This is a genomic window from Pseudoblastomonas aquimaris (assembly GCF_035481675.1).
In the GTDB taxonomy this organism is placed as follows: Bacteria; Pseudomonadota; Alphaproteobacteria; order Sphingomonadales; family Sphingomonadaceae; genus Alteriqipengyuania_B.
Window position 1 is genome coordinate 1,000,322 of record NZ_JAYJJW010000001.1, and the last position, 24,121, is coordinate 1,024,442.

At 65.7% G+C, this 24,121-nt stretch carries 21 protein-coding genes; 13 read left to right on the forward strand and 8 right to left on the reverse strand.

Going from position 1 to position 24,121, the window contains the following annotated elements; translation table 11 throughout:
* Positions 1-8 precede the first annotated feature (8 nt).
* The 5 genes from VCJ71_RS04865 to VCJ71_RS04885 form a co-directional block, all read right to left on the reverse strand.
* Positions 9-671, reverse strand: coding sequence for a nitroreductase (locus VCJ71_RS04865; protein WP_324639534.1), 663 nt, complete (start codon positions 669-671; stop codon positions 9-11).
* Positions 668-1,141 carry a hypothetical protein gene (locus tag VCJ71_RS04870; protein WP_324639536.1) on the reverse strand — a complete coding sequence of 158 codons (474 nt, stop codon included), beginning with the start codon at positions 1,139-1,141 and terminating at the stop codon, positions 668-670. The genes VCJ71_RS04865 and VCJ71_RS04870 overlap by 4 nt, the downstream gene beginning before the upstream one ends.
* Before the next feature lie 62 nt (positions 1,142-1,203).
* Positions 1,204-3,027 carry a cobaltochelatase subunit CobT gene (gene cobT / locus VCJ71_RS04875; protein ID WP_324639537.1) on the reverse strand — a complete coding sequence of 608 codons (1,824 nt, stop codon included), beginning with the start codon at positions 3,025-3,027 and terminating at the stop codon, positions 1,204-1,206.
* A 12-nt stretch (positions 3,028-3,039) separates the two neighbouring features.
* Positions 3,040-3,693, reverse strand: coding sequence for a fructose-6-phosphate aldolase (gene fsa, locus VCJ71_RS04880; RefSeq protein ID WP_324639539.1), 654 nt, complete (start codon positions 3,691-3,693; stop codon positions 3,040-3,042).
* An 84-nt stretch (positions 3,694-3,777) separates the two neighbouring features.
* Complete coding sequence (locus tag VCJ71_RS04885; RefSeq protein ID WP_324639541.1) at positions 3,778-4,479, reverse strand: DUF4197 family protein; 702 nt, start codon at positions 4,477-4,479, stop codon at positions 3,778-3,780.
* An 81-nt stretch (positions 4,480-4,560) separates the two neighbouring features.
* Between VCJ71_RS04885 and VCJ71_RS04890 the strand changes: the two genes are divergently transcribed.
* The 4 genes from VCJ71_RS04890 (at position 4,561) to metH (ending at position 11,428) form a co-directional block, all read left to right on the forward strand.
* The gene (locus VCJ71_RS04890; protein WP_324639543.1) at positions 4,561-6,726 is read left to right on the forward strand and encodes a primosomal protein N'; all 2,166 of its coding nucleotides are present in this window, start codon (positions 4,561-4,563) and stop codon (positions 6,724-6,726) included.
* A gap of 118 nt (positions 6,727-6,844) precedes the next feature.
* Positions 6,845-7,777: a methylenetetrahydrofolate reductase [NAD(P)H] gene (gene metF, locus VCJ71_RS04895; RefSeq protein ID WP_324639545.1), complete on the forward strand. Its 933-nt coding sequence runs from the start codon at positions 6,845-6,847 to the stop codon at positions 7,775-7,777.
* Entirely contained in the window at positions 7,770-8,816 is a 1,047-nt protein-coding gene (locus VCJ71_RS04900; protein WP_324639547.1) for a homocysteine S-methyltransferase family protein, read from the forward strand. Before metF ends, VCJ71_RS04900 begins: the two co-directional genes overlap by 8 nt.
* The gene (metH, locus tag VCJ71_RS04905; protein WP_324639548.1) at positions 8,816-11,428 is read left to right on the forward strand and encodes a methionine synthase; all 2,613 of its coding nucleotides are present in this window, start codon (positions 8,816-8,818) and stop codon (positions 11,426-11,428) included. Before VCJ71_RS04900 ends, metH begins: the two co-directional genes overlap by 1 nt.
* A 6-nt stretch (positions 11,429-11,434) precedes the next feature.
* Here metH and VCJ71_RS04910 read toward each other — a convergent pair whose 3' ends face one another.
* Positions 11,435-11,803 (reverse strand): winged helix-turn-helix transcriptional regulator, encoded by a 369-nt coding sequence (locus VCJ71_RS04910; protein WP_324639550.1) that lies wholly within the window; start codon positions 11,801-11,803, stop codon positions 11,435-11,437.
* 101 nt (positions 11,804-11,904) lie between these two features.
* Here VCJ71_RS04910 and VCJ71_RS04915 point away from each other — a divergent pair, with 101 nt between their 5' ends.
* From VCJ71_RS04915 to VCJ71_RS04935, 5 genes are all read left to right on the forward strand, one after another.
* Positions 11,905-12,501, forward strand: coding sequence for an FMN-dependent NADH-azoreductase (locus VCJ71_RS04915; protein WP_324639552.1), 597 nt, complete (start codon positions 11,905-11,907; stop codon positions 12,499-12,501).
* 38 nt (positions 12,502-12,539) lie between these two features.
* Positions 12,540-13,481 carry a sulfite exporter TauE/SafE family protein gene (locus tag VCJ71_RS04920; protein ID WP_324639554.1) on the forward strand — a complete coding sequence of 314 codons (942 nt, stop codon included), beginning with the start codon at positions 12,540-12,542 and terminating at the stop codon, positions 13,479-13,481.
* A 34-nt stretch (positions 13,482-13,515) separates the two neighbouring features.
* Entirely contained in the window at positions 13,516-15,075 is a 1,560-nt protein-coding gene (locus VCJ71_RS04925) for a cryptochrome/photolyase family protein (protein ID WP_324639555.1), read from the forward strand.
* A gap of 176 nt (positions 15,076-15,251) precedes the next feature.
* Positions 15,252-16,157 (forward strand): OmpA family protein, encoded by a 906-nt coding sequence (locus VCJ71_RS04930; RefSeq protein WP_324639556.1) that lies wholly within the window; start codon positions 15,252-15,254, stop codon positions 16,155-16,157.
* A 132-nt stretch (positions 16,158-16,289) separates the two neighbouring features.
* Positions 16,290-17,669 carry an NAD-dependent succinate-semialdehyde dehydrogenase gene (locus VCJ71_RS04935; RefSeq protein WP_324639557.1) on the forward strand — a complete coding sequence of 460 codons (1,380 nt, stop codon included), beginning with the start codon at positions 16,290-16,292 and terminating at the stop codon, positions 17,667-17,669.
* A gap of 10 nt (positions 17,670-17,679) precedes the next feature.
* Here the strand turns inward: VCJ71_RS04935 and VCJ71_RS04940 are convergent, their stop codons facing one another.
* Positions 17,680-18,720, reverse strand: a complete 1,041-nt coding sequence (locus tag VCJ71_RS04940) for a bifunctional transcriptional activator/DNA repair enzyme AdaA (RefSeq protein WP_324639558.1) — start codon at positions 18,718-18,720, stop codon at positions 17,680-17,682.
* Positions 18,721-18,784: 64 nt separating this feature from the next.
* On the opposite strand from VCJ71_RS04940, the gene VCJ71_RS04945 reads away from it, so the two are divergent.
* Together VCJ71_RS04945 and VCJ71_RS04950 are read left to right on the forward strand one after the other, a co-directional pair.
* On the forward strand, positions 18,785-20,332 hold the full coding sequence (locus VCJ71_RS04945) for a S1C family serine protease (protein ID WP_324639559.1): 1,548 nt from the start codon (positions 18,785-18,787) through the stop codon (positions 20,330-20,332).
* A 9-nt stretch (positions 20,333-20,341) separates the two neighbouring features.
* A complete protein-coding gene (locus VCJ71_RS04950) occupies positions 20,342-20,968 on the forward strand; it encodes a hypothetical protein (protein WP_324639561.1) in 627 nt (208 codons plus the stop codon).
* On the opposite strand, the gene VCJ71_RS04955 is transcribed toward VCJ71_RS04950, so the two are convergent.
* Entirely contained in the window at positions 20,965-21,792 is an 828-nt protein-coding gene (locus VCJ71_RS04955) for a TauD/TfdA dioxygenase family protein (RefSeq protein WP_324639563.1), read from the reverse strand. The genes VCJ71_RS04950 and VCJ71_RS04955 overlap by 4 nt on opposite strands.
* Positions 21,793-21,998: 206 nt before the next feature.
* On the opposite strand from VCJ71_RS04955, the gene VCJ71_RS04960 reads away from it, so the two are divergent.
* On the forward strand, positions 21,999-22,556 hold the full coding sequence (locus tag VCJ71_RS04960; protein WP_324639565.1) for a F0F1 ATP synthase subunit delta: 558 nt from the start codon (positions 21,999-22,001) through the stop codon (positions 22,554-22,556).
* A gap of 20 nt (positions 22,557-22,576) precedes the next feature.
* Entirely contained in the window at positions 22,577-24,106 is a 1,530-nt protein-coding gene (gene atpA, locus VCJ71_RS04965) for a F0F1 ATP synthase subunit alpha (protein WP_324639567.1), read from the forward strand.
* Positions 24,107-24,121: the final 15 nt, after the last annotated feature.

Here is a 24,121-nt window from a genome sequence, read left to right on the forward strand (position 1 = left end):
GCCGATGGTCAATCCCAGCCGAGGAAGCGGACGTGCTCGTCCAGCGGCACGCGCTCGCGCTCGAAATTGTTAACCGGCGCATTGGGATCGCGATAACCGATTGCCATGCCGCAGAAGAACATGGTGTGTTCGTGGTCGAGGCCGAGGTGGTCGCGGATGACGTTTGCGTAGTAGGCCATGAATTCCTGGAAGCAGGAATCGAGCCCTTCTTCCCGCAGCAGCAGCGCCACGGTCTGCAGCCACATGCCCGTGTCCGACCATTGCGGCGCTTTCATCAGGCGCGGGAAATGGACAAACATGACGGCCGGCGCATCGAAGCTGGTGGCGTTGCGCGCCATCGCGTTCATGCGCGCCGCCTTGTCCTCCCGCTCGATCCCCAGCGCATCGAACATGCCGCGCGAAATGCCGTAGAGGCGCTCCTTGTACTTCTCTTCCGCCTTCGGGGCGTCCCAGTCGTATTCCAGCTCTTGCGGGGGCGTAGTCCGGATCTTCGCCTGCAAGTCCCTGAGCGGCTGGCCGGTGAGGATCGAGGCCTCCCACGGCTGGTAATTGCACCCCGACGCCGCCCAGCGCGCCTTGTCCATGACGCGCCGCAGCGTCTCCAGCTCGACCGGCGTGTCGAGATATTCACGGATCGAGCGACGGCTGGTGACGGCTTCGGTGACGTTCATTTTGCTTCCACTTTCATCTCACCCGTCACATCATCGCGCCACATCTTCAAATTCTCGGGATAGTCTGACCCGACTTGGCGAAAAATCCGAGCAACCTCAGAAGTGGTGATGAAATTTAAGCGACTTTCTTTGTCGCGGTCGCTCGTAAAATATATTCCGCTGCCGAACTCTTCCTCACCCAACATGAAGATAAAGCTATGGGTTACCCGATGCGCTACATAGAGCACATCCCGTCTTTCTCGCTTCGGGAACTCGATGTTGTAATGCTCCCAAAACTCCGAACGATTGTACCAATCTACTAGGTCGGTATTATCTAAACGGTCAAAGTACACGACATCCAGGAGCTGTCTTCGTGTGACTTGACTGAGCTTAGCAGGAGCTTCGAAGAGCTTTCTGATGCCATAGAAGCCAACAAAAAACTCTCGTTCGATCTGGCCAAATTGATCTTCTGTTATGTCTTCGAGGGACATCAATTCCTCGATGATGTCAGCTCCGCACAAAAGCGGATCTTTCCAATATCGACTCTCTGTGATCACCCCTCAACCTCGAACAAATCCGCCAGCTGTTCGATGATCGTGCCGCCCAGCTGTTCGGCGTCCATGATGGTCACTGCGCGGCGATAGTAGCGGGTGACGTCATGGCCGATGCCGATGGCGACCAGCTGCACCGGCGACTGGCGTTCGATCCATTCGATGACCTTGCGCAAGTGCGCCTCCAGATAACCGGCGTGGTTGACGCTGAGCGTGCTGTCGTCGACCGGCGCGCCGTCCGAGATCACCATCATGATGCGGCGGTCTTCGGGGCGGGCGAGCAGGCGGTTGTGCGCCCAGATCAGCGCCTCGCCGTCGATGTTTTCCTTCAGCAGCCCTTCGCGCATCATCAGGCCGAGATTGCGGCGCGCGTGGCGCCACGGCTCGTCGGCCTTCTTGTAGACGATGTGGCGCAGGTCGTTCAGGCGCCCGGGCTTCTGCGGCTTGCCGTCGGCGAGCCATTTCTCGCGGCTCTGGCCGCCTTTCCACGCCTTGGTGGTAAAGCCGAGGATCTCCGTCTTCACGCCGCAGCGTTCCAGCGTGCGGGCGAGGATGTCCGCGCTGATTGCCGCGATGCTTATCGGGCGGCCACGCATGGAGCCGGAATTGTCGATCAGCAGGGTGACGACCGTGTCCTTGAACTCGACCTCCCGTTCGATCTTGTAGCTGAGCGAGTGGCCGGGGCTGACGACGACGCGGGCAAGGCGCGCGGCATCCAGCAGGCCTTCCTCCTGGTCGAAATCCCAGCTGCGGTTCTGCTGCGCCATCAGGCGGCGCTGGAGCCGGTTGGCGAGCCGGGTGACCACGCTCTGCAAACCGGCCAGCTGGCTGTCGAGATAGGCGCGCAGGCGGGTCAGTTCCTCGCTGTCGCACAGCTCCTCCGCCTCGACGATCTCGTCGAAAGCATCGGTGAAAACATTGTAATCGAGCGCCAGCAACTCGTCTGCGGGGTGGCGGTTGGGGCGCACGGGCATCATGCCCTCCTCGCCCTCGTCCTGCGGCTCGCCCTCGGGGCTTTCGGCGTTCTCGTCGAACTCGGGCTCGCCCTCCCCGTCGGCGTCGCCTTCCGCCATTTCGCCGGCGACTTCGCTCGACCGGTCCTGGTCGGGATCGTCGGTCTGGTCGTCGCCCTGGTCCTCGTCGGGCTCGGCACCGTCCTGGTCCTCGCCATCCTCGTCGGTCGCGTCCTGCGCCTCGTCGGGGCGGGTGAGGTCGAGGTGGCGCAACAGGTCGAGGCTCAGCGACTGGAAGGCGGACTGGTCGTCCAGCGTCAGCGCCAGCCGCTCGAAATCGTCGCCGCTGCGGCTTTCGATGAATTCGCGCACGCTTTCGACCTCGGCGCGCACGCGCTCGGGCACCGACGCGCCGGTCAGCTTCTCGCGCAGCAGCAGGTGGAGCGCGGCGGGCAGCGGTACATCCTCACCCTCGCCCAGCTTGGACAGCGGGCCGGTCGCAACTTCGCTTTCCAGCGCGGCGGCCAGGTTGTCGCGCGTGCCCGCCATCGCCCGCGCACCCAGCGCCTCGTACCGCGCACGCTCGACCGCGTCATAGGCCGTGCGGGCCAGCGGCTCGGCCGGGGCGCCTTTTTCGTGCAGCGCCTCGTTATGGTGGCGCAGGCGCAGGGCGAAGCGATCGGACACGCCGCGCGCTTCGGCGGCCTGCTCTGCCGGCAGGTTGCGGGCGGGCATCGGTACGCGGAAATTATTGCCGGACTGAACCGGGCTTTCGGCGGTCCACGCGACCTCCACCTCTTCCTCGCGCGCAATCGCCCGCGAGGCGCCGGTTAGGGCGCGTTTGAACAGGTCGAGAGGCGTTTCGTCGGACAATGGTTCAGATGATCAGAGGATCGACTGGCCAGTGGCTTCCCAGTCCTTCAGGAAGCCTTCGATGCCCTTGTCCGTCAGGACGTGGTTGGCGAGGCCCATGATGACCTTCGGCGGCGCGGTGGCGACATCCGCGCCGATCTTCGCGCTTTCCAGTATGTGGGTCGCGTGGCGCACGCTGGCGACGAGGATTTCGGTCGAGAAAGCGTAATTGTCGTAGATGCGACGGATGTCGGCAATCAGGTCCATGCCGTCGAACCCGTTATCGTCGTGCCGCCCCACGAAGGGGGAAACGAAGGTCGCGCCGGCCTTCGCCGCCAGCAGCGCCTGGTTGGCGGAAAAGCACAAAGTGACGTTCACCATCGTGCCATCGCCGGTCAGCGCCTTGCAGGTCTTCAGCCCGTCGATCGTCAGCGGCACCTTGATGCAGACATTGTCCGCGATCGCGCGCAGCTTTTCCGCTTCCTTCATCATCGTCGGGTGGTCCAGCGCGACCACTTCGGCGCTGACCGGCCCGTCGGTCAGGCCGCAGATTTCCTTCGTCACTTCCATGAAATCCCGTCCCGATTTCGCAATCAGGCTGGGATTGGTGGTGACGCCGTCCAGGAGGCCCGTGGCGGCCAGTTCCTTGATGGCAACGATTTCGGCAGTGTCGGCAAAGAATTTCATGTGCGGGCCAGCCTTTTTGCGTGTGGGGCGAATCTCGCCAAGCCAGTTAGCGAAGGCTGGCCCCTGCGGCTAGGGCGCGGGCGTTCAGTACCCCCCGCCGGCGCCGAGCACGGCGATGATGGCGGGATCGTTGCTGAGGCGCGGGTTGTCGCGGATCAGCCCTTCCTCGACGCCCATCTGGTTCCAGATCGCATCGTCCGCCTCGCGCGCGAAATTGCCCACCGTGCGTTCGATATCGACGCCCGAGAGCGCGGACAGGAGCTGGCCGACCACGGGTTCGCGGCTGATGCGCATGGCGTCGCCGATTTCCGGCACCATCACTTCGATCAGGGACTGGCCCATGTTGTTGCGCAGGAAGCCGGTGGCGGCGGTGCGCCCGCCGGTGACCAGAGCGATGGCGTTGCCGATGCCGATGGTGCGCACTGTATCGTAGACGACCGGCGCGGCGCGTTCGGCACCCTCGACCGCGATCATCGCGAATTCGCGCTCCAGCCGGTCCTTCACGATGCCGCTGGTCAGGATCGACTGCAGCACGCCGCCGCGGTTGCCGAGCACGTTTGCAAGGCCGAGCTTGGCGATCTGCCCGTCGTACCAGCCGCCCGGCTCCGTCAGCGCGGCGAAGGTCCGCTCCGCGCTCAACAGCAGCAGGTTGCGGATGGCGTCGATCGGGCCCCAGCCGAAGCCGCCCAGGGTGGAGCAGCCGGCAAGGCCCACGCTGGCCGTGCCGGCGGCAATGCCGCGCAGCATGGTGCGGCGGTCGAGAATGGTGGTGGTGGCCTGCGTCATAATCTTCGAACTCCCAATATCCCGGATTTCCGGGGATGGCCCTTGCGGGGATGGCTTTGCGGGCACCATATGGAGCCTTCCATGAACCGCGTCCGACTCCTCGTTTTCAACGCCGCGCTGGGCGCGCTCGACTACCGCGTGCCCGACGGGATGGCGGTGGAGCCCGGCAGCGTGGTCATCGCGCCGCTCGGGCCCCGGCAGATCACCGGAATCGTCTGGGAAAACGAACATTTACCGACTGCCGAAGTTCCTGACGCCAAGCTGCGTCCCTTGCTCGCCGCCCTGCCCGTCCCGCCGATACGCGCGCAGCTGCGCCGTTTGATCGAATGGACGGCGGACTATTACTGCGCCCCGATGAGCGCGGTGGCCCGGATGGCGCTGTCCAGCGGGCAGGCGCTGAAAGGTGCCAAAACCGCCATCGAATACCGCCTGTCGGGGCAGGAACCCGACCGGATGACGCCCAAGCGCGCGCAGGCGATGGACGCACTGCAGGGCGAGCAAGGCTCGATCCGCGAGCTGGCCGAGCTTTCGGGAACCTCGGAAGGCGTGCTGCGCGGGCTGGTGAACGGCGGCGTGCTGGAAGCGGTCGAAGTCGACCTCGACCGTCCCTACCCCCGCGCCGATGCCGGCCATTCGCTGGTGGAGCTGAATCCCGACCAGGAAGAAGTCGCAGGGCAGCTTGTCGAGGCGGTGGAGGCGGGCAAATTCGCGCCGTTCCTGCTCGACGGCGTGACCGGCTCCGGCAAGACGGAGACCTATTTCGAACCGATGGCGCAGGCGCTGCGGATGGACCGTCAGGTGCTGGTGCTGCTGCCCGAAATCGCGCTGACCGAGGCGTTCCTGAAGCGGTTCGAGGAGCGTTTCGGCGCGCCGCCGGTGGTGTGGCATTCCTCGCTCAAATCGTCGGAGCGGCGGCGGGCCTGGCGCGCCATCGCGGCGGGCGAGGCGCAGGTCGTGGTGGGCGCGCGCTCGGCGCTATTCTTGCCCTTCGCCCGGCTAGGGCTTGTCGTCGTGGACGAGGCGCACGAAGTCAGCTTCAAGCAGGATGACGGGGTGCGCTATAACGCCCGCGATGTGGCCGTCATGCGCGCGCGGTTCGAAGGCGTGCCTGCCATCCTCGCCAGCGCGACGCCGGCGCTGGAGAGCCTGCAGATGGCGGCCAGCGGCATTTACGAACGGCTGGAATTGCCGAGCCGCTTCGGCAGCGCCGAACTGCCCGACATCGCGACGCTGGACCTGACGAAGCACCAGCCGGCGCGGCAGCACTGGCTCGCCCCGCCGCTGGTCGAGAAGCTGCAGGAGCGGCTGGACCGGGGCGAGCAATCGCTGCTGTTCCTCAACCGCCGCGGCTATGCGCCGCTGACCTTGTGCCGCCATTGCGGATACCGCTTCCAGTGCCCCAATTGCAGCGCCTGGCTGGTGGAACATCGCCTCAGCCAGCGGCTCGCCTGCCACCACTGCGGGCACGAGACCGCGCCGCCCGCCGCCTGCCCCGATTGTGGGGAGCCGGACTGCCTCGTCGCGTGCGGCCCCGGGGTGGAGCGGATTGCGGACGAGGTGCGCGAGGTACTGCCGGAGGCGCGCGTCGCGGTCGTCACGTCGGACACGCTCGGTTCGCCCGAACGCGCCGCAGCCTTCATTGCCGAGGCGCAGGCGCAGGCGATCGACGTGATCGTCGGCACCCAGCTGGTCACCAAGGGCTTCCACTTCCCCGAGCTGACGCTGGTCGGCGTGGTAGATGCCGACCTCGGCCTCGAAGGCGGGGACCTGCGCGCAGCGGAGCGGACGTACCAGCAGATCGCGCAGGTCGCCGGCCGCGCCGGGCGCGGGGAGAAGCCGGGCGAAGTCCTGCTGCAGACCCGCCACCCCGAAGCCGCGGTGATCCAGGCGCTGGTCGAAGGCGACCGGGACGCGTTCTACGAAGCGGAAACAGAGGCGCGCCGCCATGCCGGGGCCCCGCCTTTCGGCCGCTGGGCCGCCATCATCGTGTCGAGCGAGGACGAGGCGGAGGCTCGTTCCGCCGCCAAGCTGCTCGGCGGGAGCAAGCCTGCCGCGGACGGGATAGACATCTACGGCCCCGCCCCTGCCCCGCTGTCTCTGCTGCGCGGGCGCTATCGCTATCGCCTGCTGGTGAATGCTCGGCGCAATGCGGACTTGCAGAAGGTGATCCGCAGCTGGCTGGGTGGCCACGAGTTTCCGCGCGGGGTGCGCGTGGCGATCGACATCGATCCCTACAGTTTCGTCTGAGGCCTGCCGGGCCCCTGTGAATTGGGCCGCTGCAAACTTCCTGCATTGGAATGCAAAGCAAACTTCGTCCGCCTTCGCCCTTCCCCTCGCTGCCGACTTTGCTAAGGCCCCACCCGCAATGAACAAACTTTTCGATCCCGCTCACGAGGCCAAGGTCGCCCACGAAGAACCACTGTTCGGCGGGCTTCCGGGCGACATGCGCGCAAGCTTCGAATTCTTCCCGCCGAAATCGGAGAAGATGGAAGCGCAATTGTGGGACGCGGTGCAGGAACTGAAGCCGCTCGACCCATCCTTCGTGTCCGTCACATACGGCGCGGGCGGTTCCACGCGGGAGCGGACGCACGACACGGTGAGGCGGATCATCGCGGAAGCCGGCATTCCCGCCGCCGCGCACCTCACCTGCGTCGATGCCAGCAAGGCGGAAACGCGCGCTGTGGCGGAGCAGTATTGGGAAGCGGGCGTGCGCCACATCGTCGCCCTGCGCGGCGATGCGGGCGAGCCGGGCGCCGCCTTCACGCCGCATCCGGACGGGTTCGCCAGCGCGGCTGAGCTCGTCGCGGGCCTGAAGGACGTCGCCGATTTCGAGATTTCGGTCGCCGCCTACCCCGAGACCCATCCCGACGCTTCCTGCCCCGATAGCGACATCGACAATCTCGCCCGCAAGCTCGACGCGGGCGCGACACGGGCGATCACGCAGTTCTTCTTCGCGCCGGAGACCTATTTCACCTTCCGCGACAAGCTGGATGCAAGAGGCATCACCGCGCCGGTGGTGCCGGGCATCCTGCCGGTGACCAATGTCGCCCAGGCCCGCAAGTTCGCCGGGCTGTGCGGCGCGCAGATCCCGGAATGGATGGACGGTTTGTTCGAAGGGCTGGACGAACGACCGGGCGCGCGCGACCTCGTCGCCGCCACGGTCGCGGCCGAACTGGTGCGCCGCCTTTATGCCGGCGGCGTGCGGGACTTCCATTTCTACACGCTCAACCGCGCCAAGCTGAGCTACGCGATCTGCCACCTGCTCGGCATGCGCCCGAAGGATGCGGCCCATGGGTAAGCGGCAGGAACTGCTGGACGCGGCCGGGCAGGCGATCCTGATCAAGGACGGCCCCTATGGCACGGCAATCCAGAACGAGAAGCTGGGTGAAGAGGGCTATCGCGGCGACTACGATCTCGGCTTCGACCAGAAGGGCAACAACGACCTCGTCAACCTGACGCGGCCCGATGTCATCGCGAAGATCTGCAACAGCTACATCGATGCAGGCGCGCATATCCTTGCCACCAACACATTCAACGCCAATCGCATCAGCCAGGCGGATTACGGCGCCGAAAGCCTGGTGGCAGAAATCAACGCGGCGGCCGCGCGGATCACCCGCGAGTGCATCGACACGGCCACCGCAAGGGACGGCGTACCCCGCTTCGTCGCCGGCGCTCTGGGCCCCACCAACAAGACCCTGTCGCTCAGCCCCGATGTCGAGGATCCGGGCTACCGCGAGGTCGATTTCGACACCATCGTGGAGGTTTACCGCGAACAGGCTGGCGCGCTGGTCGACGGCGGGGCGGACTTCATCCTGATCGAGACGATCTTCGATACTCTGAACGCCAAGGCCGCCATCATGGCCGTGCGCCGGCTGGCGGAAGAGCGCGGCGCAGACATCCCAATCATGCTGTCGATGACGCTGACCGACCTGTCGGGCCGCAACCTTTCGGGCCACACGGTGGAAGCGTTCTGGAGCGCAGTCCGCCACGCGAACCCGGTGACCGTGGGCCTCAACTGCAGCTTCGGTGCGGACCAGCTGCGCCCGCATATCCAGGTGCTGTCCGACATCGCCGATACGCTGCTGATGGCCTATCCCAACGCCGGCCTGCCCAACGACCTCGGGGAATATGACGAGATGCCCGAAACCACCGCGTCGCTGGTAAAGGTGTGGGCGGAAAACGGCCGGGCCAATATCCTGGGCGGCTGCTGCGGTTCCACCCCCGCACACATCGCCGCCATCGCGCAGGCCGTGAAAGGCCTGCCGCCACGCAAGATCCCCGAAGCCGACGGCAAGATGCACCTTGCCGGGCTGGAAACCTTCACGATCGCCGCCTGATGTCCGACCTCAGCACCGCCCGCTTCGTCAATATCGGCGAACGCACCAACGTGACCGGCAGCGCCCGGTTCAAGAAACTGATCATGGCCGGCGATTACGACGCCGCCGTCGAAGTCGCGCGCCAGCAGGTGGAGAACGGCGCGCAGGTGATCGACGTCAACATGGACGAAGGCCTGCTCGACGCCGAGGCGGCGATGACCACTTTCCTCAAGCTGATCGCGGCGGAACCCGACATCGCGCGCGTTCCGGTGATGATCGACTCATCGAAATTCGAAGTGATCGAAGCCGGGCTGAAATGCGTTTCCGGCAAGCCGATCGTCAATTCGATCAGCATGAAGGAAGGCGAGGACGCTTTCCTCCAGCATGCGCGCATCTGCCGTGATTACGGTGCCGCGGTTGTGGTCATGGCCTTCGACGAGGAAGGCCAGGCCGACACGAAAGAGCGCAAGGTCGAAATCTGCACCCGCGCCTACAAGCTGCTGACCGAAAACGGCTTTCCGGCCGAGGACATCATCTTCGACCCCAATATCTTCGCCGTCGCGACGGGGATCGAGGAGCACAACCGCTACGGGCTCGACTTCATCGAGGCGGTGACGGAGATCAAGGCGGCCTGCCCCCGCGCGAAGACCAGCGGCGGCCTGTCCAACCTGTCCTTCAGCTTCCGCGGCAACGAACCGGTGCGCCGCGCGATGCATTCGGTCTTCCTCTATCACGCCATCCCCGCCGGGCTCGACATGGCGATCGTCAACGCCGGACAGCTCGACGTGTACGATGCGATCGACCCCAAGCTGCGCGAGGCGTGCGAGGATGTGATCCTGTGCCGCGAGGACGGCGCGACGGAGCGGCTGATCGAGCTGGCCGAAAGCTTCCGCGGGATGAGCGCGGCGGACGAAAAGGCCGCCGAGGAATGGCGCAGCTACGACGTCAAACGCCGGCTGGAGCACGCACTGGTCAAGGGCATCGACGCGCATATCGTGGAAGACACGGAAGAAGCGCGCCAGGCCGCCGCCCGCCCCATCGAGGTCATCGAAGGCCCGCTGATGGACGGCATGAACGTGGTCGGCGACCTGTTCGGCAGCGGCAAGATGTTCCTGCCGCAGGTCGTCAAGTCCGCCCGCGTGATGAAGAAGGCGGTGGCCCACCTCATCCCCTTCATCGAGGCGGAAAAGGACCTGCTGCCTGAAGCCGAGCGCAAGGCGAAGGGCAAGATCGTGATGGCGACCGTGAAGGGCGACGTCCACGATATCGGCAAGAACATCGTCGGCGTCGTCCTGCAGTGCAACGGCTATGACGTGATAGACCTCGGCGTGATGGTGCCGTGGTCGAAGATCCTGGAAACCGCGCGCGAGGAAAAGGCCGACATCATCGGCCTGTCCGGCCTGATCACGCCCTCGCTGGACGAGATGGTCACGGTGGCGGAAGAAATGCAGAATGCGGGGATGGACCTGCCGCTGCTGATCGGCGGCGCGACGACCAGCAAGGTCCACACGGCGCTGCGCATCGACGGCGCGTACGAGGGCCCGGTCATCCACGTGCTCGACGCCAGCCGCGCGGTCGGCGTCGCCAGCCGCCTGCTGTCCGACACGCAGCGCGACGACTTCGTGGACGAGACGGCCGGCGAATATGAAAAGGTTCGCGCCGCACGCGCGGGCAAGTCCCTCAGTGTCCTCCTCAGCCTGGAGGAAGCGCGGGCGAACCATTACGACCCGTTCTATTCCGACAAGCCGGCCCCGCCGCTAAAACCCGGCCTGCACGTCTTCGAAGACTGGGACCTGGCAGATTTGCGCCAGTACATCGACTGGACGCCTTTCTTCCGTACGTGGGAGCTGCACGGCAATTATCCCGCGATCCTGGAAGACGATGTGGTCGGCGAAACCGCGCAGCAGCTCTTCACCGAAGCGAACGCGATGCTCGACCGGATCGTTGCGGAAAAGTGGCTCACCGCGCGCGGTGTCGCCGGGTTCTGGCCCTGCGCGCGCGACGGGGACGACATCACCGTGCACGTGGACGAAGGCGAACATCCGGTATTTCCCTTCCTGCGCCAGCAGGTGAAGAAATCGCGCGACCGGGCCAACATGTGCCTTGCGGATTTCATCGATCCGGCGGGCGACTGGATCGGCGGTTTTGCGGTCGGCATCCACGGGATCGACAGCCATTCCGAACGCTTCCGCGCGGACAAGGACGACTATTCCGACATCCTGCTGAAAGCGCTGGCAGACCGTTTCGCGGAAGCTTTTGCCGAAGCGCTGCACCGGCATACCCGCACCGACCTGTGGGGCTATGCACCCGCCGAACAGCTCGACAACGTCGCGCTGATCAAGGAGCAGTATCGCGGTCTCCGTCCGGCCCCGGGCTATCCCGCCTGCCCGGATCACAGCCTCAAGCCCATGCTGTTCGACCTGCTGGATGCCGAGGCGAACGCAGGGCTCTCGCTGACCGAGAATTTCGCCATGTGGCCCACCGCCGCGGTGTGCGGGTTCTACTTCGGCCATCCGGAAAGCGAGTATTTCGGCGTCGCGCGCATCGGCCGCGACCAGCTGGAAGATTATGCGCAGCGCCGCGGCGTCGATCTCGCCACGGCAGAGCGGTGGCTCAGGCCCAACCTCGACTAGCCCCGCTTACTCCGCGTCTGCCGCATCGTAATCGGCGCGCGCCTGCATCATCGCCGCCTGGTTTTGCATTGCCCATGTCGCGATCGCGGCGACCGGCGCGCTCAGGCTCTCCCCCAGCGGGGTCAGCGCATAGTCGACGCGCACCGGCACCGACGGCGTGACCGTGCGTGAAACGATCCCGTCCCGCTCCAGCGCCCGCAGCGTGCGGGTGAGCATGCGCTGCGAAATACTGTCGATCCGCCGCCGCAGCTCGCTGAAGCGCAGGTCCTCTTCCGCCAGCGCCATGACCACGCGCACGGTCCATTTGTCGCCGATGCGCGAAAGCAGGTCGTTGACGGCCTGGCACGCCGGCGCATCGGGAACCGCAAGGGTCACACCCTTGTTCCTATCCCGCGCGGATGTGCCGTCTTGCGCTATCTCCACCACAGTCACCATATGGCCTCCTGGTAATCAGAAGTAACCAAGGAACCGAAAGTATGCAAATCCTCCGCATCGACAGCGCCACCACCGGCGAACAGTCCGTCTCGCGCCGCATCAGCCAGATGATCGCCGACCACTTTTCCGAAAAACACCCGGATGCGACCATCGTTGCCCGCGACCTGTCGAAGAACCCGGTTCCCCATCTCGACCCGGTGACCACCGCCGCCGTGCGCACCGCGCCCGACACGCACGAAGAAGCGGTCGAGCGCGCCTATCCCGAACAGAAGGACGTGCTCGACGAATTTCTCGGTGCCGACATCGTGATCATCGGCGCGCCGATGTATAATTTCTCCGTCCCGTCAAACCTCAAGGCGTGGATGGACCGGCTCGCGGTCCCCGGCGTCACTTTCGGCTATTCGGAAGACGGTCCCGAAGGCAAGGTGAAGGACCGGCGCGTGATCATCGCCTCGTCCCGCGGCGGCGAATATGGCGACGACAATCCGATGGACCACCAGGAAAGCCTGCTGAAGGGCTTCATGGGCTTTCTCGGCATCGACAGCGTCGAAGTGATCCGCGTCGAGAAGGTCGGCTACGGCGAAGAGGCGATCGAGGAAGGCATCGCCGCCGCCAAGAAGGAAATTGCTTCGCTGTAAGCGCGATGCGATAGCGCGGTCCGACTTGGCAGGGGACCGTGCGCACCATCTATCGAACTTTCGCAAGCTGGCCGCCGGGGCGCATCGTGCGCATCGGCGGCCTTGGCTTGCTGGCCGGATGGATGGCGCTGCTTCTCCTCGCCCGGCTCGATGGCGATCTGCTGCGCCATCTGTGGTTCCTGCCCGGAGTTGGCGTAATCGGGGCGATCATCGCCAACACATCCGGCACCGGCGGCGGGGTTGTCTTCGTGCCGGTGTTCAACGCCTTGCGCGAATTTGCGGTCATGGACCTCTCGCCCCTGCAGATCGTGGGCGTGTCGATGGGCATCCAGTCCTTCGGCATGACGATGGGCGCGCTGCGCTGGAGCGACCGGTTGTTCCACCAGCCGCCGCCGGCCCCCGGCGAAGCGCAGGTCCGCCCGCGCGATTTCGCCATCGCCACGCTGGGCGTGCTGTGCGTGTCCCTGCCCCTGCTCTTGCTTGTCCAGCGCTTCGCGACCTTCGATGCGCAGGTGGTCCTGCTCGGCTACAAGGCGTTCTCCATCGTCCTCGGCCTGGTCCTCATCGTGTCCACCTGGACGGTGAACCGCAAGCGGCCGGAACGCGCGCGGCTGGAGCAGGTCGACCTTGTCGCCCTCCTCCTCATCGCGATCCCGGGCGGCATGATCACGCCGCTGTTTTCGGTCGGCATCGGGGAGCTTGTCGCGCTCTATCTCTTCATCCGCCACTACCCGATCCTGCTGTGTACCGGCACGGCCTGCGCGATCTCCTCGGCCAGCATGATCGCGGGGGTCCTGTGGCATGTTGAGGCAGCGACCATCCAGTGGGAAGTCGTCCTGCTCGCGGCGCCTGCCGCAATGCTAGGCGGGTTCCTCGCCCGGCCCATTGCCCTGTGGCTCGGTGCCCGGCGCCTGAAGACGCTGGCGGGCCTGTGGATCGTGCTGTCGGCGCTCTACCTCGTCTGGCTGGCTGCGGCCTGACGGCACCAACCGCGCGGGCACGCGTTGGGCGGGCATGCAGAACCCGATCCTCGTCCCCATCCTTGGCGACCAGCTGACCCGCGACCTCGCCTCCATCAGGGGTCGCACAAAGGACGATACCGTCGTCCTGATGATGGAGGTCTGGGACGAGGCGACCTACGTCAAGCACCACAAGCAGAAGATCGCTCTCATCTTTTCCGCCATGCGCCACTTCGCCGCCGAGCTGGAGGATGCCGGCTGGACGGTGGATTACGTCCGGCTGACGGACGCGGACAACGCCGGCAGCTTCACCGGCGAGGTCGCCCGCGCCGTGGAGCGTCACGATCCGCGCGCGATCCATGTCGTCGAGGCCGGGGAATGGCGCGTCCAGCAGGCGATCGAGGAATGGCCGGACAAGTTCGATTGCGACGTCGAGATCCTAGACGATGACCGCTTCGTCTGCTCGCTGGCGGAGTTCAACGACTGGGCGGACGACCGCAAGACGCTGCGCATGGAAAACTTCTACCGCGAGATGCGCAGGAAGACCGGCATCCTGATGACGGACGAAGGCAAGCCCGAAGGCGGTGACTGGAATTACGACGAGGACAACCGAGCCTCGCCCAAGGATGACATGGACCCGCCCCCGCGCCCGCTGTTCGAACCGGACGACATCACGCGCGAATGTATCGAACTGGTCGAGGACAAATTCGCCGACCATTTCGGCAGCCTCGGGAATTTCGGCTGGCCGGTAACGCGCGACGATGCGGAAAAGGCCGCCGATGCCTTCTTCGCGGAGCGGATCGAGAAATTCGGGAAATTTCAGGACGCGATGGTCCATGGGCAGGACGACCTGTTCCATTCCATGCTGTCCACCAGCATCAACCTCGGCCTGCTCGATCCGCTGGACCTCTGCCGCCGGGCGGAAAAGGCCTATCGCGACGGCAAGGCGCCGATCAATTCGGCGGAAGGGTTCATCCGACAGCTGATCGGCTGGCGCGAATATGTGCGCGGCTTCTACTGGCGCTTCATGCCGGACCTTGAAAGCAACAACGCGCTGAATGCGCAGCGCGGCCTGCCGGAATTTTACTGGACGGGTGAAACCGGCATGCGCTGCCTGGCCGACAGCATCCGCTCCACCCGCGACAACGCCCATGCGCATCATATCCAGCGGCTGATGGTGCTGGGCAATTTCGCCCTGATCGCCGGGATCGCGCCGCGCGAGGTGCAGGACTGGTACCTCGTCGTCTATGCCGATGCCTACCAATGGGTCGAGCTGCCCAACGTGGCGGCGATGATCCTCTATGCCGATGGCGGCAAGCTGGCTACCAAGCCCTATGCCGCCAGCGGCAACTACATCAACAAGATGAGCGATTACTGCGGCGACTGCGACTATTCCGTCAGCAAGAAGACGGGCGAAGGCGCTTGCCCCTTCAACGCGCTTTACTGGCGCTTCATGGACCGCCACCGCGACCGACTGGAGAGCAATCCGCGCATCGGCCGGATCTACGCCAACTGGGACCGGATGGGGAAAGACCGGCAGAAAGAGTATCTCGACAGCGCAGAGGCGTTCCTCGATACGCTGACGCCCGCATCGGACGGCTGGGCGCGCAACTGAAAAGCGCGCAAATCCGCCATTTTCCGGTATCGGCGGCTCGGTTCGTCGCACAGCAGGCCCCGCCGACCCTTGCACAGCCCGGTTCGTTCATCGCCCCGACAGACGCCAGCCGCATGGCGCTTCCCGACATTTACACCGGCGACCGCAAAGGTCGCGGAAATCTGGAAGGGAAAACCATGTTCAACATCAAGACACCCGCGGCGTCGTTCGTCGCCCTCGCGCTCGTCGGCGCGGCCCTGCCCGCCGCGGCGCAGCAGCAGCCCGCCGAAGTCGCGGCGGAAGCCAGCCAGTCCATCCTCGTCGAGGGGCAGGTCCCTGCCGACATCTCGGACCTGCCCGACGGGCCGGACATCGAAGGCATCATCTCGGACCGCCTCGGCAGCGCGATGGAAGTGACGACGCCGGCCGGCGAGGCGACGATGGTCGGCCTGAGTCAGGGCACCAGCATCAAGGGCCGCGGCGGTTTTCTCGGCCTCGGCCGGACCGAAGTGACCGGGGACATGCTGCTCGCCGGCTTGCCGGTGGAAATCGAGACCGTGCAGTGGGGCGGCGGGCTGCTGGCCAAGCGGGTGCGCTTTTCCAACTCCGACCTCGAAACCGCGCAGATGATCCGCGGCGGCACCGCCGGCCAGTTCGCGCGGCAGGGTGCGGCGATCGAGGCCAACACCGAAGCTGCCGAGGCGCTGCGCGGCCGCATGGGCGAGATCGACAATTACGACATCGTCGGCGTGACCAACGTCTATTTCGACACCGGCGAATGGAGCCTGCCCGGCACCGCCGAGCGCGAGCTGTGCGCCGCCGCGATGCAGGCCGACAGTATCGACAATTCGCTGCTGCTGGTCGTCGGCTACACCGATTCCGTGGGTGACGAGGATTACAACCAGGTCCTGAGCGAACGACGCGCCAGCCGCGTGGTGAACACGCTGCAGCAGAAGTGCAGCTGGAAGCCGTGGCGCATGCTCTCGCCCACCGGCATGGCTGAATCCGACCCCACGGCGGACAACAGCACCGCCGCCGGGCGCGCGCAGAACCGCCGCGTTTCGGTGAACATCCTGGTCAGCAAGGCCGCGCAGGGCCTCTGATCCCGGCGACAGGAGACACGGGCGGGCGGCCTTTTCGGGCCGTCCGCCTTTTTCGTGTCCGCAATCCGGAACGCAGCCGTCGCCGCGCTGGTTGGAAGGGGGCAACCCCGAAGAACCAGAGAAAGACTTTCCATGGCCGACATTACCACCGTCAACCCCGCAACCGGTGAAGACATCCAGACCTATGACCACATGAGCGAGGACGAAGCCTTCGCCGCGGTCGAAGCCTGTCACGAGGCGTTCACCCAGTGGAAGCTGCGCAGCCTCGAAGACCGTGCCGAAGTGATCAAGGCGCTCGGCAAGGGCCTGCGCGAAAACAAGGAAGAACTGGCCCAGCTGATGACGCGCGAAGTCGGCAAGCTGATCGGCGACAGCCGCGACGAGGTGGAACTTTGCGCCGGCATCTGCGACTGGACCGCCGCCAACGGGCCGAAGGAATTGGCCGACGAAAGCCGCGATCCCAGCAACGCCGGGCGCGGCATCGTGACCTTTTCGCCGATAGGCGTCGTCTACGGCATCCAGCCGTGGAATTTCCCCGCCTACCAGGTGATCCGCTATGCCATCGCCAGCCTGATGGCGGGCAACGGCGTGCTGTTGAAGCACTCCTCGCTGTGCACCGGCAGCGGCCTGATGATCGGCAAGATCTTCCGCGAGGCAGGCCTGCCGGAAAACCTCTTCACCGTACTGGTTATCGGGCACGACCTGTCGGACAAGATCATCGAACATGACAAGGTTCGCGGCGTGACGCTGACGGGCTCCGACGGTGCGGGCCGCCATGTGGGCGAGAAGGCCGGCGCGGCGATCAAGAAGACCGTGCTCGAGCTTGGCTCCAACGACGCCTACATGGTGCTGGAAGACGCCGATCTCGACCTGGCCGCCGAAGTCTGCGCGCAGGCGCGGCTCTACAACAACGGCCAGACCTGCATCAACGGCAAGCGTTTCATCGTGACCGACAAGGTCTACGACGCCTTCATCGAAAAATTCGTCGCCCGCTTCGAAGGCGTCGAGCTGGGCGATCCGACCGACGAAGACAGCGATATGGGCCCGATGAGCTCCGCCGACCTGCGCGACGACCTGCAGGACCAGGTCGACAAGTCGGTCGCGAACGGTGCCAAGGTCGCCTGCGGCGGCAGCGTGCCGGATCGCAAGGGCGCATGGTACCCCGCAACGGTGCTGACCGACGTCGCGCCCGGCCAGCCGGCCTATGACGACGAACTGTTCGGCCCGGTCGCCAGCGTAATCCGCGCAAAGGACGACGAGGACGCCATGCGCCTCGCCAACGACAGCCGCTACGGCCTCGGCGGCGGGATTCTGTGCGGTGACGAGCAGCGCGCGATCGAACTCGCCTCGAAGCATTTCGACACCGGCATGGTCTATATCAACACCTACGGGGTAGCCGATCCTTCCATGCCCTTCGGCGGGGTCAAGAACTCCGGCTACGGCAAGGAACACGGCGGCTTCGGCGTGAAGGAATTCGTCAACGCCAAGGCGATCTTCGTGGGCAAGAACTGAGCGACCATGCTCAGCGCTTCTCGCGTTCCAGCAGTTCGCGCTTGATCTTCGTGCCATAGGCATAGCCGCCCAGCCCGCCGTCGGCGGCTATGACCCTGTGGCACGGGATCAGCACGGCGATATTGTTCGCCCCGTTCGCCCCGCCGACCGCGCGGCTAGCTTTCGGGTTGCCGAGCGCGGCGGCGAGTTCGCCATAGCTACGCGTTTCGCCGGGCGGAATTTCGCGCAGGGCCTGCCACACGCGCTGCTGGAAAGCGGTGCCTTTGACGTCCAGCGGGATGTTCGCGGCGCTCCTCGGGGTCTCGACGGCGGCCACGACCTCTTCGAACAGGTCGCGAAAGTCCTCACCGGCGGGCACCAGGGTGGCGTTGGGAAACCGGTCGCGCAATTCCGGCTCCCCTTCTCCGAAGCTGAGGCAGCAAACGCCCCTGTCCGTCGCCGCGACAAGCATCGCGCCCAGGCTCGTCTCGATCACGCTCCAGTGCACGGTGCGGCCCTTCCCGCCGCCGCGCCAGTCGCTCGGTGTCATGCCCATCCTGCCCTCCATCGCGGCGTAGAAGCGGCTCGGCGCTTCGAAGCCTGCATCGTAGATCGCATCGCCGACCGTTTCGGCGCCGCTTAGTTCTTTCCGCGCCCGCTCTTCCCGCAGGGCCCGCGAATAGGCCGCGGGTGAAAGCCCCGTGGCGCGTGTGAAGACGCGCTGGAAATGCGTCGGCGAATAGCCGGTCAGCGCTGCCAGGTCGCCGAGCGTGCGGCGCCCCGCCGACCGCTTGATCGCCTCCACCGCCGCCAGCACGGCAGCCTCGTCCCGCGCGACATCGTCCGGCAGGCACCGCTTGCACGCGCGTAAGCCGCTCGCCTTCGCCTCGTCGCCGCTGGCAAAGAAACGCACGTTTGCGCGCGCCGGATGCCGCGCGGCGCAGCTCGGCCGGCAATAGATGCCGGTGGTAAGCACGCCGGTGACGAAGCGCCCGTCGAACGCGCGATCGCGGCGCTGCACGGCGTCCCAGGCAATGTCGTCGTTCGGTTGCATGGAGGGTGTTGTAGCCATCGCGGCGGCGGCTTGCATCCCGAAGCTTGCGGTCAAAACCCGCACTCGCGTATTGCCGCAGGCGATGACACGGTTTTTCACGATCCTCGCCGCGCTGCTGGCGCTCCTTGCCCCGCAGCTGGCCGCTGCCGATGCCGCAGATATCGACGCTGCCGCGCGCGGGGTCGTCCGCGTGCTGATCGTGGGGACGGACGAGGAAGGCGAAAGCTTTCCCGTCAGCCACGGCACCGGCTTCGCGGTTTCCGGCAACCGGGTGGTCACCAACAACCACGTGGTCGACGAATTGCGGATCGACCCGCGGTTGCGGGTGCTGGTGGTTCCGGCAGAGGGCGGCGAGGCGGTGGAAGCCCGCGTCATCACCTACAGCCCGCGCAACGACCTGGCGCTGATAGAAATCGCCGGCGGTCTTCGCCTGCCGCCGCTCACCATCGCCGGCGCGGCGGAGGCCGACAGCGGCGACGTGTATGCCGTGGGCTATCCGCAGAACGTGGATATCGCGCAGGGGCTTGGCCTCGGCGACGTGTTCCGCGCCACGCCGCCCGTCAAGGCGCGCGGCTCGCTCGCCGGGCGGCGCCCGTCGCGCCAATTCGACACGATCCTGCACACCGCGCCCATCGCGCGCGGCAACTCAGGCGGGCCGCTGCTGGACAATTGCGGGCGCGTGGTCGGCGTGAACAGCTTCGGCGCATCGAGCAGCGGAACGGATGCCGAGTTCTTCTTCGCTGTGTCGATGCGCGAATTGCTGCCGTTCCTGCGTGCGAACGACGTGCAGCCGCGCGTCAACGCCATGCCCTGCCGCAGCCTGGTGGAGCTGGATGCGGAGGAACAGCGCCGCGCCGAGGCCGCCGCGAGGCAGGCGGACGAAGCGGAGAGCGCCGCCGCCCGCGACCGTGCCGCCGCCGAAGCCGCCATCCGCACCGAGGTGAGCCGCGACATCGCCGAATCGCGCGACAATGGCCTGGCGCTTGCCGCCGTGCTGCTGGTCCTCTCGCTCGTCGCCGGGTTCGCCGCCTACCAGCTGCACGTCAACGGCAAGCGCAACCCCTTCATCGCCGCCGCCGTGCTGGCCTCCATCGCGCTGGTCGCAGCGGTCGTGACATGGTTCAGCCGCCCGCAGCTGCGCGAGATCGACGACCGGGTCGCCATGCGGCTGGACGAGGAATTCGGCACCGGCAGCGCCGATCCGGGGGCCGGCGAAGGCGCGCTTGCCGGCGATCTCGTCTGCACCGTCGAACCGCAGCGCAGCCGCATCACCGGGGCTTCGGTAGAAGACCTGCCGTTCGAATGGAGCGCGGGCGGCTGCGTCAACGGGCGCACGCAGTATGGCCTGCTCGATGGCAAGTGGTCGCGCGTGTTCGTGCCGAACGAGGAAGCGGCCGTATCGCTCAACCGCTTCGATCCCGCGACCGGCGAGTACCGCATGGAACGCTACCTGTTGGGCGCCGCCGACATGGCCACCGCCCGCGAGGCCCGCGGCACCTATCGCGGCCCCGGCTGCGGCATAGACGAAGCCGCCGCCCGCGATTTCGGCGAGAAGCAGGACGCCGTGCTGGCGCTGCTGCCCGACCGCCCGAACGAGCGGGTGGTCTACAAATGCAGCAAGGCCGATTGATACGGCTTCATGGAAAACCGGCAGATCCTGAAAGTCGCAGGCGTAACCGGGATCGCCGTATTTGCCGCCCTGGTCCTGCGTATGCTGCTGCCGGACTCAGCAGAGACGGATCGCCCTCCCCCCGAACCACAGCAAGTCTCTTCGGAAGTCCAGCTTGGTGAATGGCGTGCAGCAGCCTTGAAAACCTGCCGGTGCCGGCAAGCCGGCGGACGGGAAAATGAATGTGCCGAGCCGCTCTTCATGGCGACGCGCCGGATAGTCCTGCAGACCTATGGGCAGCGAAACGGGCAGATGGATTTCGCGCGCAAGACCTGCGGTCCGCTGGAGGAACGCCAGCGGTGCCTCAAGTTTGCCGACGGCCGGAAATGCATCACGGAAGGCTACTTTCTCGCAGAACCGCTCGATGAAGAGCCGGTGCCGCCGGCATGCACAGCGGAAGAAGCCGGAATCATCCTCGCCGGAAATCGCGAGTTACGCGGCAGGCTCTATGATTTCGGCAGCCGCACGCCAACCAACGTGGAGACGATGATGGCCGACAGGGAGCTTTCCGAAGCGGCGGCAGTCGGCCTGCGCGAGATTGCAGGCAATCCGCAAGGGTCGGTCGGCGAAGCGTATACGGAAAACGCCTGCGGCTAGGCCGCCAGCGCTTCCCCGCTCAGCGTGATGCGGTGCATGATCCGCTCTTCGCCCGGATAATCGTTCAGCGCCATGTGCCACGTCGTCCGGTTGTCCCAGATCGTCACCGTGCCGGGCTTCCACACCACCCGGGCCTGAGCTTGGGGCGTCATCGCGGCGGCATAGAGCCTTTGCAGCAGCGGCAGGCTTTCCTCCCGCGTCTGCCCTTCGAAATGCAGGGTGAAGGCAGGGTTCACGTAAAGCAGCTTGCGGCCCGTCTGCGGGTGGCGGATCACCACCGGGTGGGTCGCCAGCGTCTTGAGCTCCTGCCCGCGCAGCGCCTTGCCCTGGTCGGTCTGGGCATAGGCGCCGTCGGGCGCATAGATATGGTCGGCGGAATGGACGGCGCGCATGCCGGCGATCTCGGCCTTCGTCTCCTCGTCCAGCGCATCGTAGGCCGCGCCCATATGCGCGAACAGCGTGTCGCCCCCCTTGGGCGGCAGGGCCCGCGCCACGAGGATGGAGCCCATCGCCGGCACCTGATCATAGGAATGGTCGGTATGCCAGCCGCCGCCGATATTGGTCTGCTGGTCCTTTTCCTTGCGGACCTCGGCAATCTCCGGATGCTCTCCGTTCAACGGGAAGTAGTTGTTGATGTCGATCCCGCCCCACCGGTTGGCGAGCGCGATGTGCTGCTGCGGCGACAGGTCTTGCCCGCGCACCACCACGACGCCGCTTTCCCAGACCGCTTCCTTCAGATGATCCAGCGCATCGTCGGACATTTCGGCGAGCTGGCAGCCGGTCACCTCGGCACCGATTTCCTCGCCCAGCGGGGTCATCTTCATCGCATCTCTCCTGCGCGACTCACGCGGCGATGCTACGCCGAAACCCGCGCGTCGCCAAATCACCCGCGATCTGCCGGATACCCGGCTTGCATGAATCGGGGGCGGCTGCTAGGCGCGCGCCAATCTTGCGAGGGCCGCCGTTCCGGCCGGCCGTTTCGCAGTCGATCAGATAATCCGTTACCCGGACCCGAAAAGGACTTTTGCGCGTGGAGATTTCCGCCGGTATTCAGGCTAGCCTGGCAGGCCGCTATGCTTCCGCCCTGTTCGACCTCGCTGCCGAAAAAGGCACCGTGACCGCTGTCGAATCGGACCTCGAGAAGCTCGAAGCAGGCCTCGACCAGTCGGACGAACTGCGCCAGCTGACGACCAATCCGCAGGTTTCGCGCAAGGATGCGCAGAAGGCCGTGTGGGGCGTTGCCGCCATCATGGGCCTGGCCGAACTGACCCAGAACTTTCTCGGCACGCTGGCGCAGAACCGCCGGCTGGGCCAGCTGCCTGCCATCATTCGCGCCTTTCGCGCCATTGCCGCCGCCCAGCGCGGCGAAGTGACGGCCGAAGTGACCAGCGCCCACGCCCTCACCGATGCCCAGCTTTCCACGCTGGAGCAGAAGCTGAAGGCCCGCGAAGGCCGCACCGTGAAACTTACCACCAAGGTCGATCCCGACTTGCTCGGCGGCCTTGTCGTCACCATCGGTTCGAAACGCATCGACGGTTCGATCCGCACCCGCCTCAACACCCTCGCCAACGCGATGAAAAGCGCCTGACAGGCTCAAAGGACAACGCAATGGATATCCGCGCCGCAGAAATCTCGAAGGTCATCAAAGACCAGATTGCCAATTTCGGCACCGAAGCCGAAGTCACCGAAGTCGGCACCGTGCTGTCGGTGGGTGACGGTATCGCCCGCATCCACGGCCTCGACCAGGTACAGGCCGGCGAGATGGTCGAATTTGCCAACGGTATCCAGGGCATGGCGCTCAACCTCGAAGCCGACAACGTCGGTGTCGTTATCTTCGGCTCCGACCAGGAAATCGGCGAAGGCGACAGCGTCAAGCGGACCGGCACGATCGTGGACGTTCCCGTCGGCAAGGGCCTGCTCGGCCGCGTGGTCGACGCGCTCGGCAACCCGATCGATGGCAAGGGCCCGATCACCGACGTGACCCGCGCCCGCGTGGAAACCAAGGCCCCCGGCATCATCCCGCGCCAGTCGGTGCACGAGCCCGTGCAGACTGGCCTCAAGGCCATCGACGCGCTGGTCCCGATCGGCCGCGGCCAGCGCGAACTGATCATCGGCGACCGCCAGACCGGCAAGTCCGCCGTTGCGATCGACACCTTCATCAACCAGAAGGAACTGAACGCGGGCGACGACGAGTCGAAGAAGCTCTACTGCGTCTATGTCGCCGTGGGCCAGAAGCGCTCCACCGTGGCGCAGCTCGTCAAGACGCTCGAAGAAAACGGCGCTATGGAATATTCCATCGTGGTTGCCGCCACCGCGTCGGAGCCTGCCCCGCTGCAGTACCTCGCGCCCTACACCGGCTGCGCGATGGGCGAATTCTTCCGCGACAACGGCATGCACGCCGTGATCGTGTACGACGACCTTTCCAAGCAGGCCGTCGCCTATCGCCAGATGTCGCTGCTGCTGCGCCGCCCGCCGGGCCGCGAAGCCTATCCGGGCGACGTGTTCTACCTTCACAGCCGCCTGCTTGAGCGTGCCGCGAAGATGAACGCCGACAACGGTTCGGGCTCGCTCACCGCGCTGCCGATCATCGAAACGCAGGCCGGCGACGTATCCGCCTATATCCCGACCAACGTGATCTCGATCACCGACGGCCAGATCTTCCTCGAAACCGAACTGTTCTACCAAGGCATCCGCCCGGCCATCAACGTCGGCCTGTCGGTCAGCCGTGTGGGCGGTGCCGCCCAGACCAAGGCGATGAAGAAGGTTTCGGGCTCGATGAAGCTGGACCTCGCGCAGTATCGCGAAATGGCCGCTTTCGCCCAATTCGGCAGCGACCTCGATGCCGCGACGCAGAAGCTCCTCAACCGCGGTGCGCGCCTGACCGAGCTGCTCAAGCAGCCGCAGTTCTCGCCACTGCCCTTCGAAGAGCAGACCGTGTCGATCTACGCCGGCACCAACGGCTATCTCGACGATATCCCGGTGAACCGCGTGACCGAATACGAAGCCCAGATGCTGAGCTTCATGCGCAACGAACACGCCGACGTACTCGCCGACATCCGCTCGAGCGGCAAGTTCGAGGGCGAAACCGCCGACAAGGCGAAAGCCGCGCTCGACACGTTCGCCAAGCAGTTCGCCTGAGCCTGAGAGAGACAC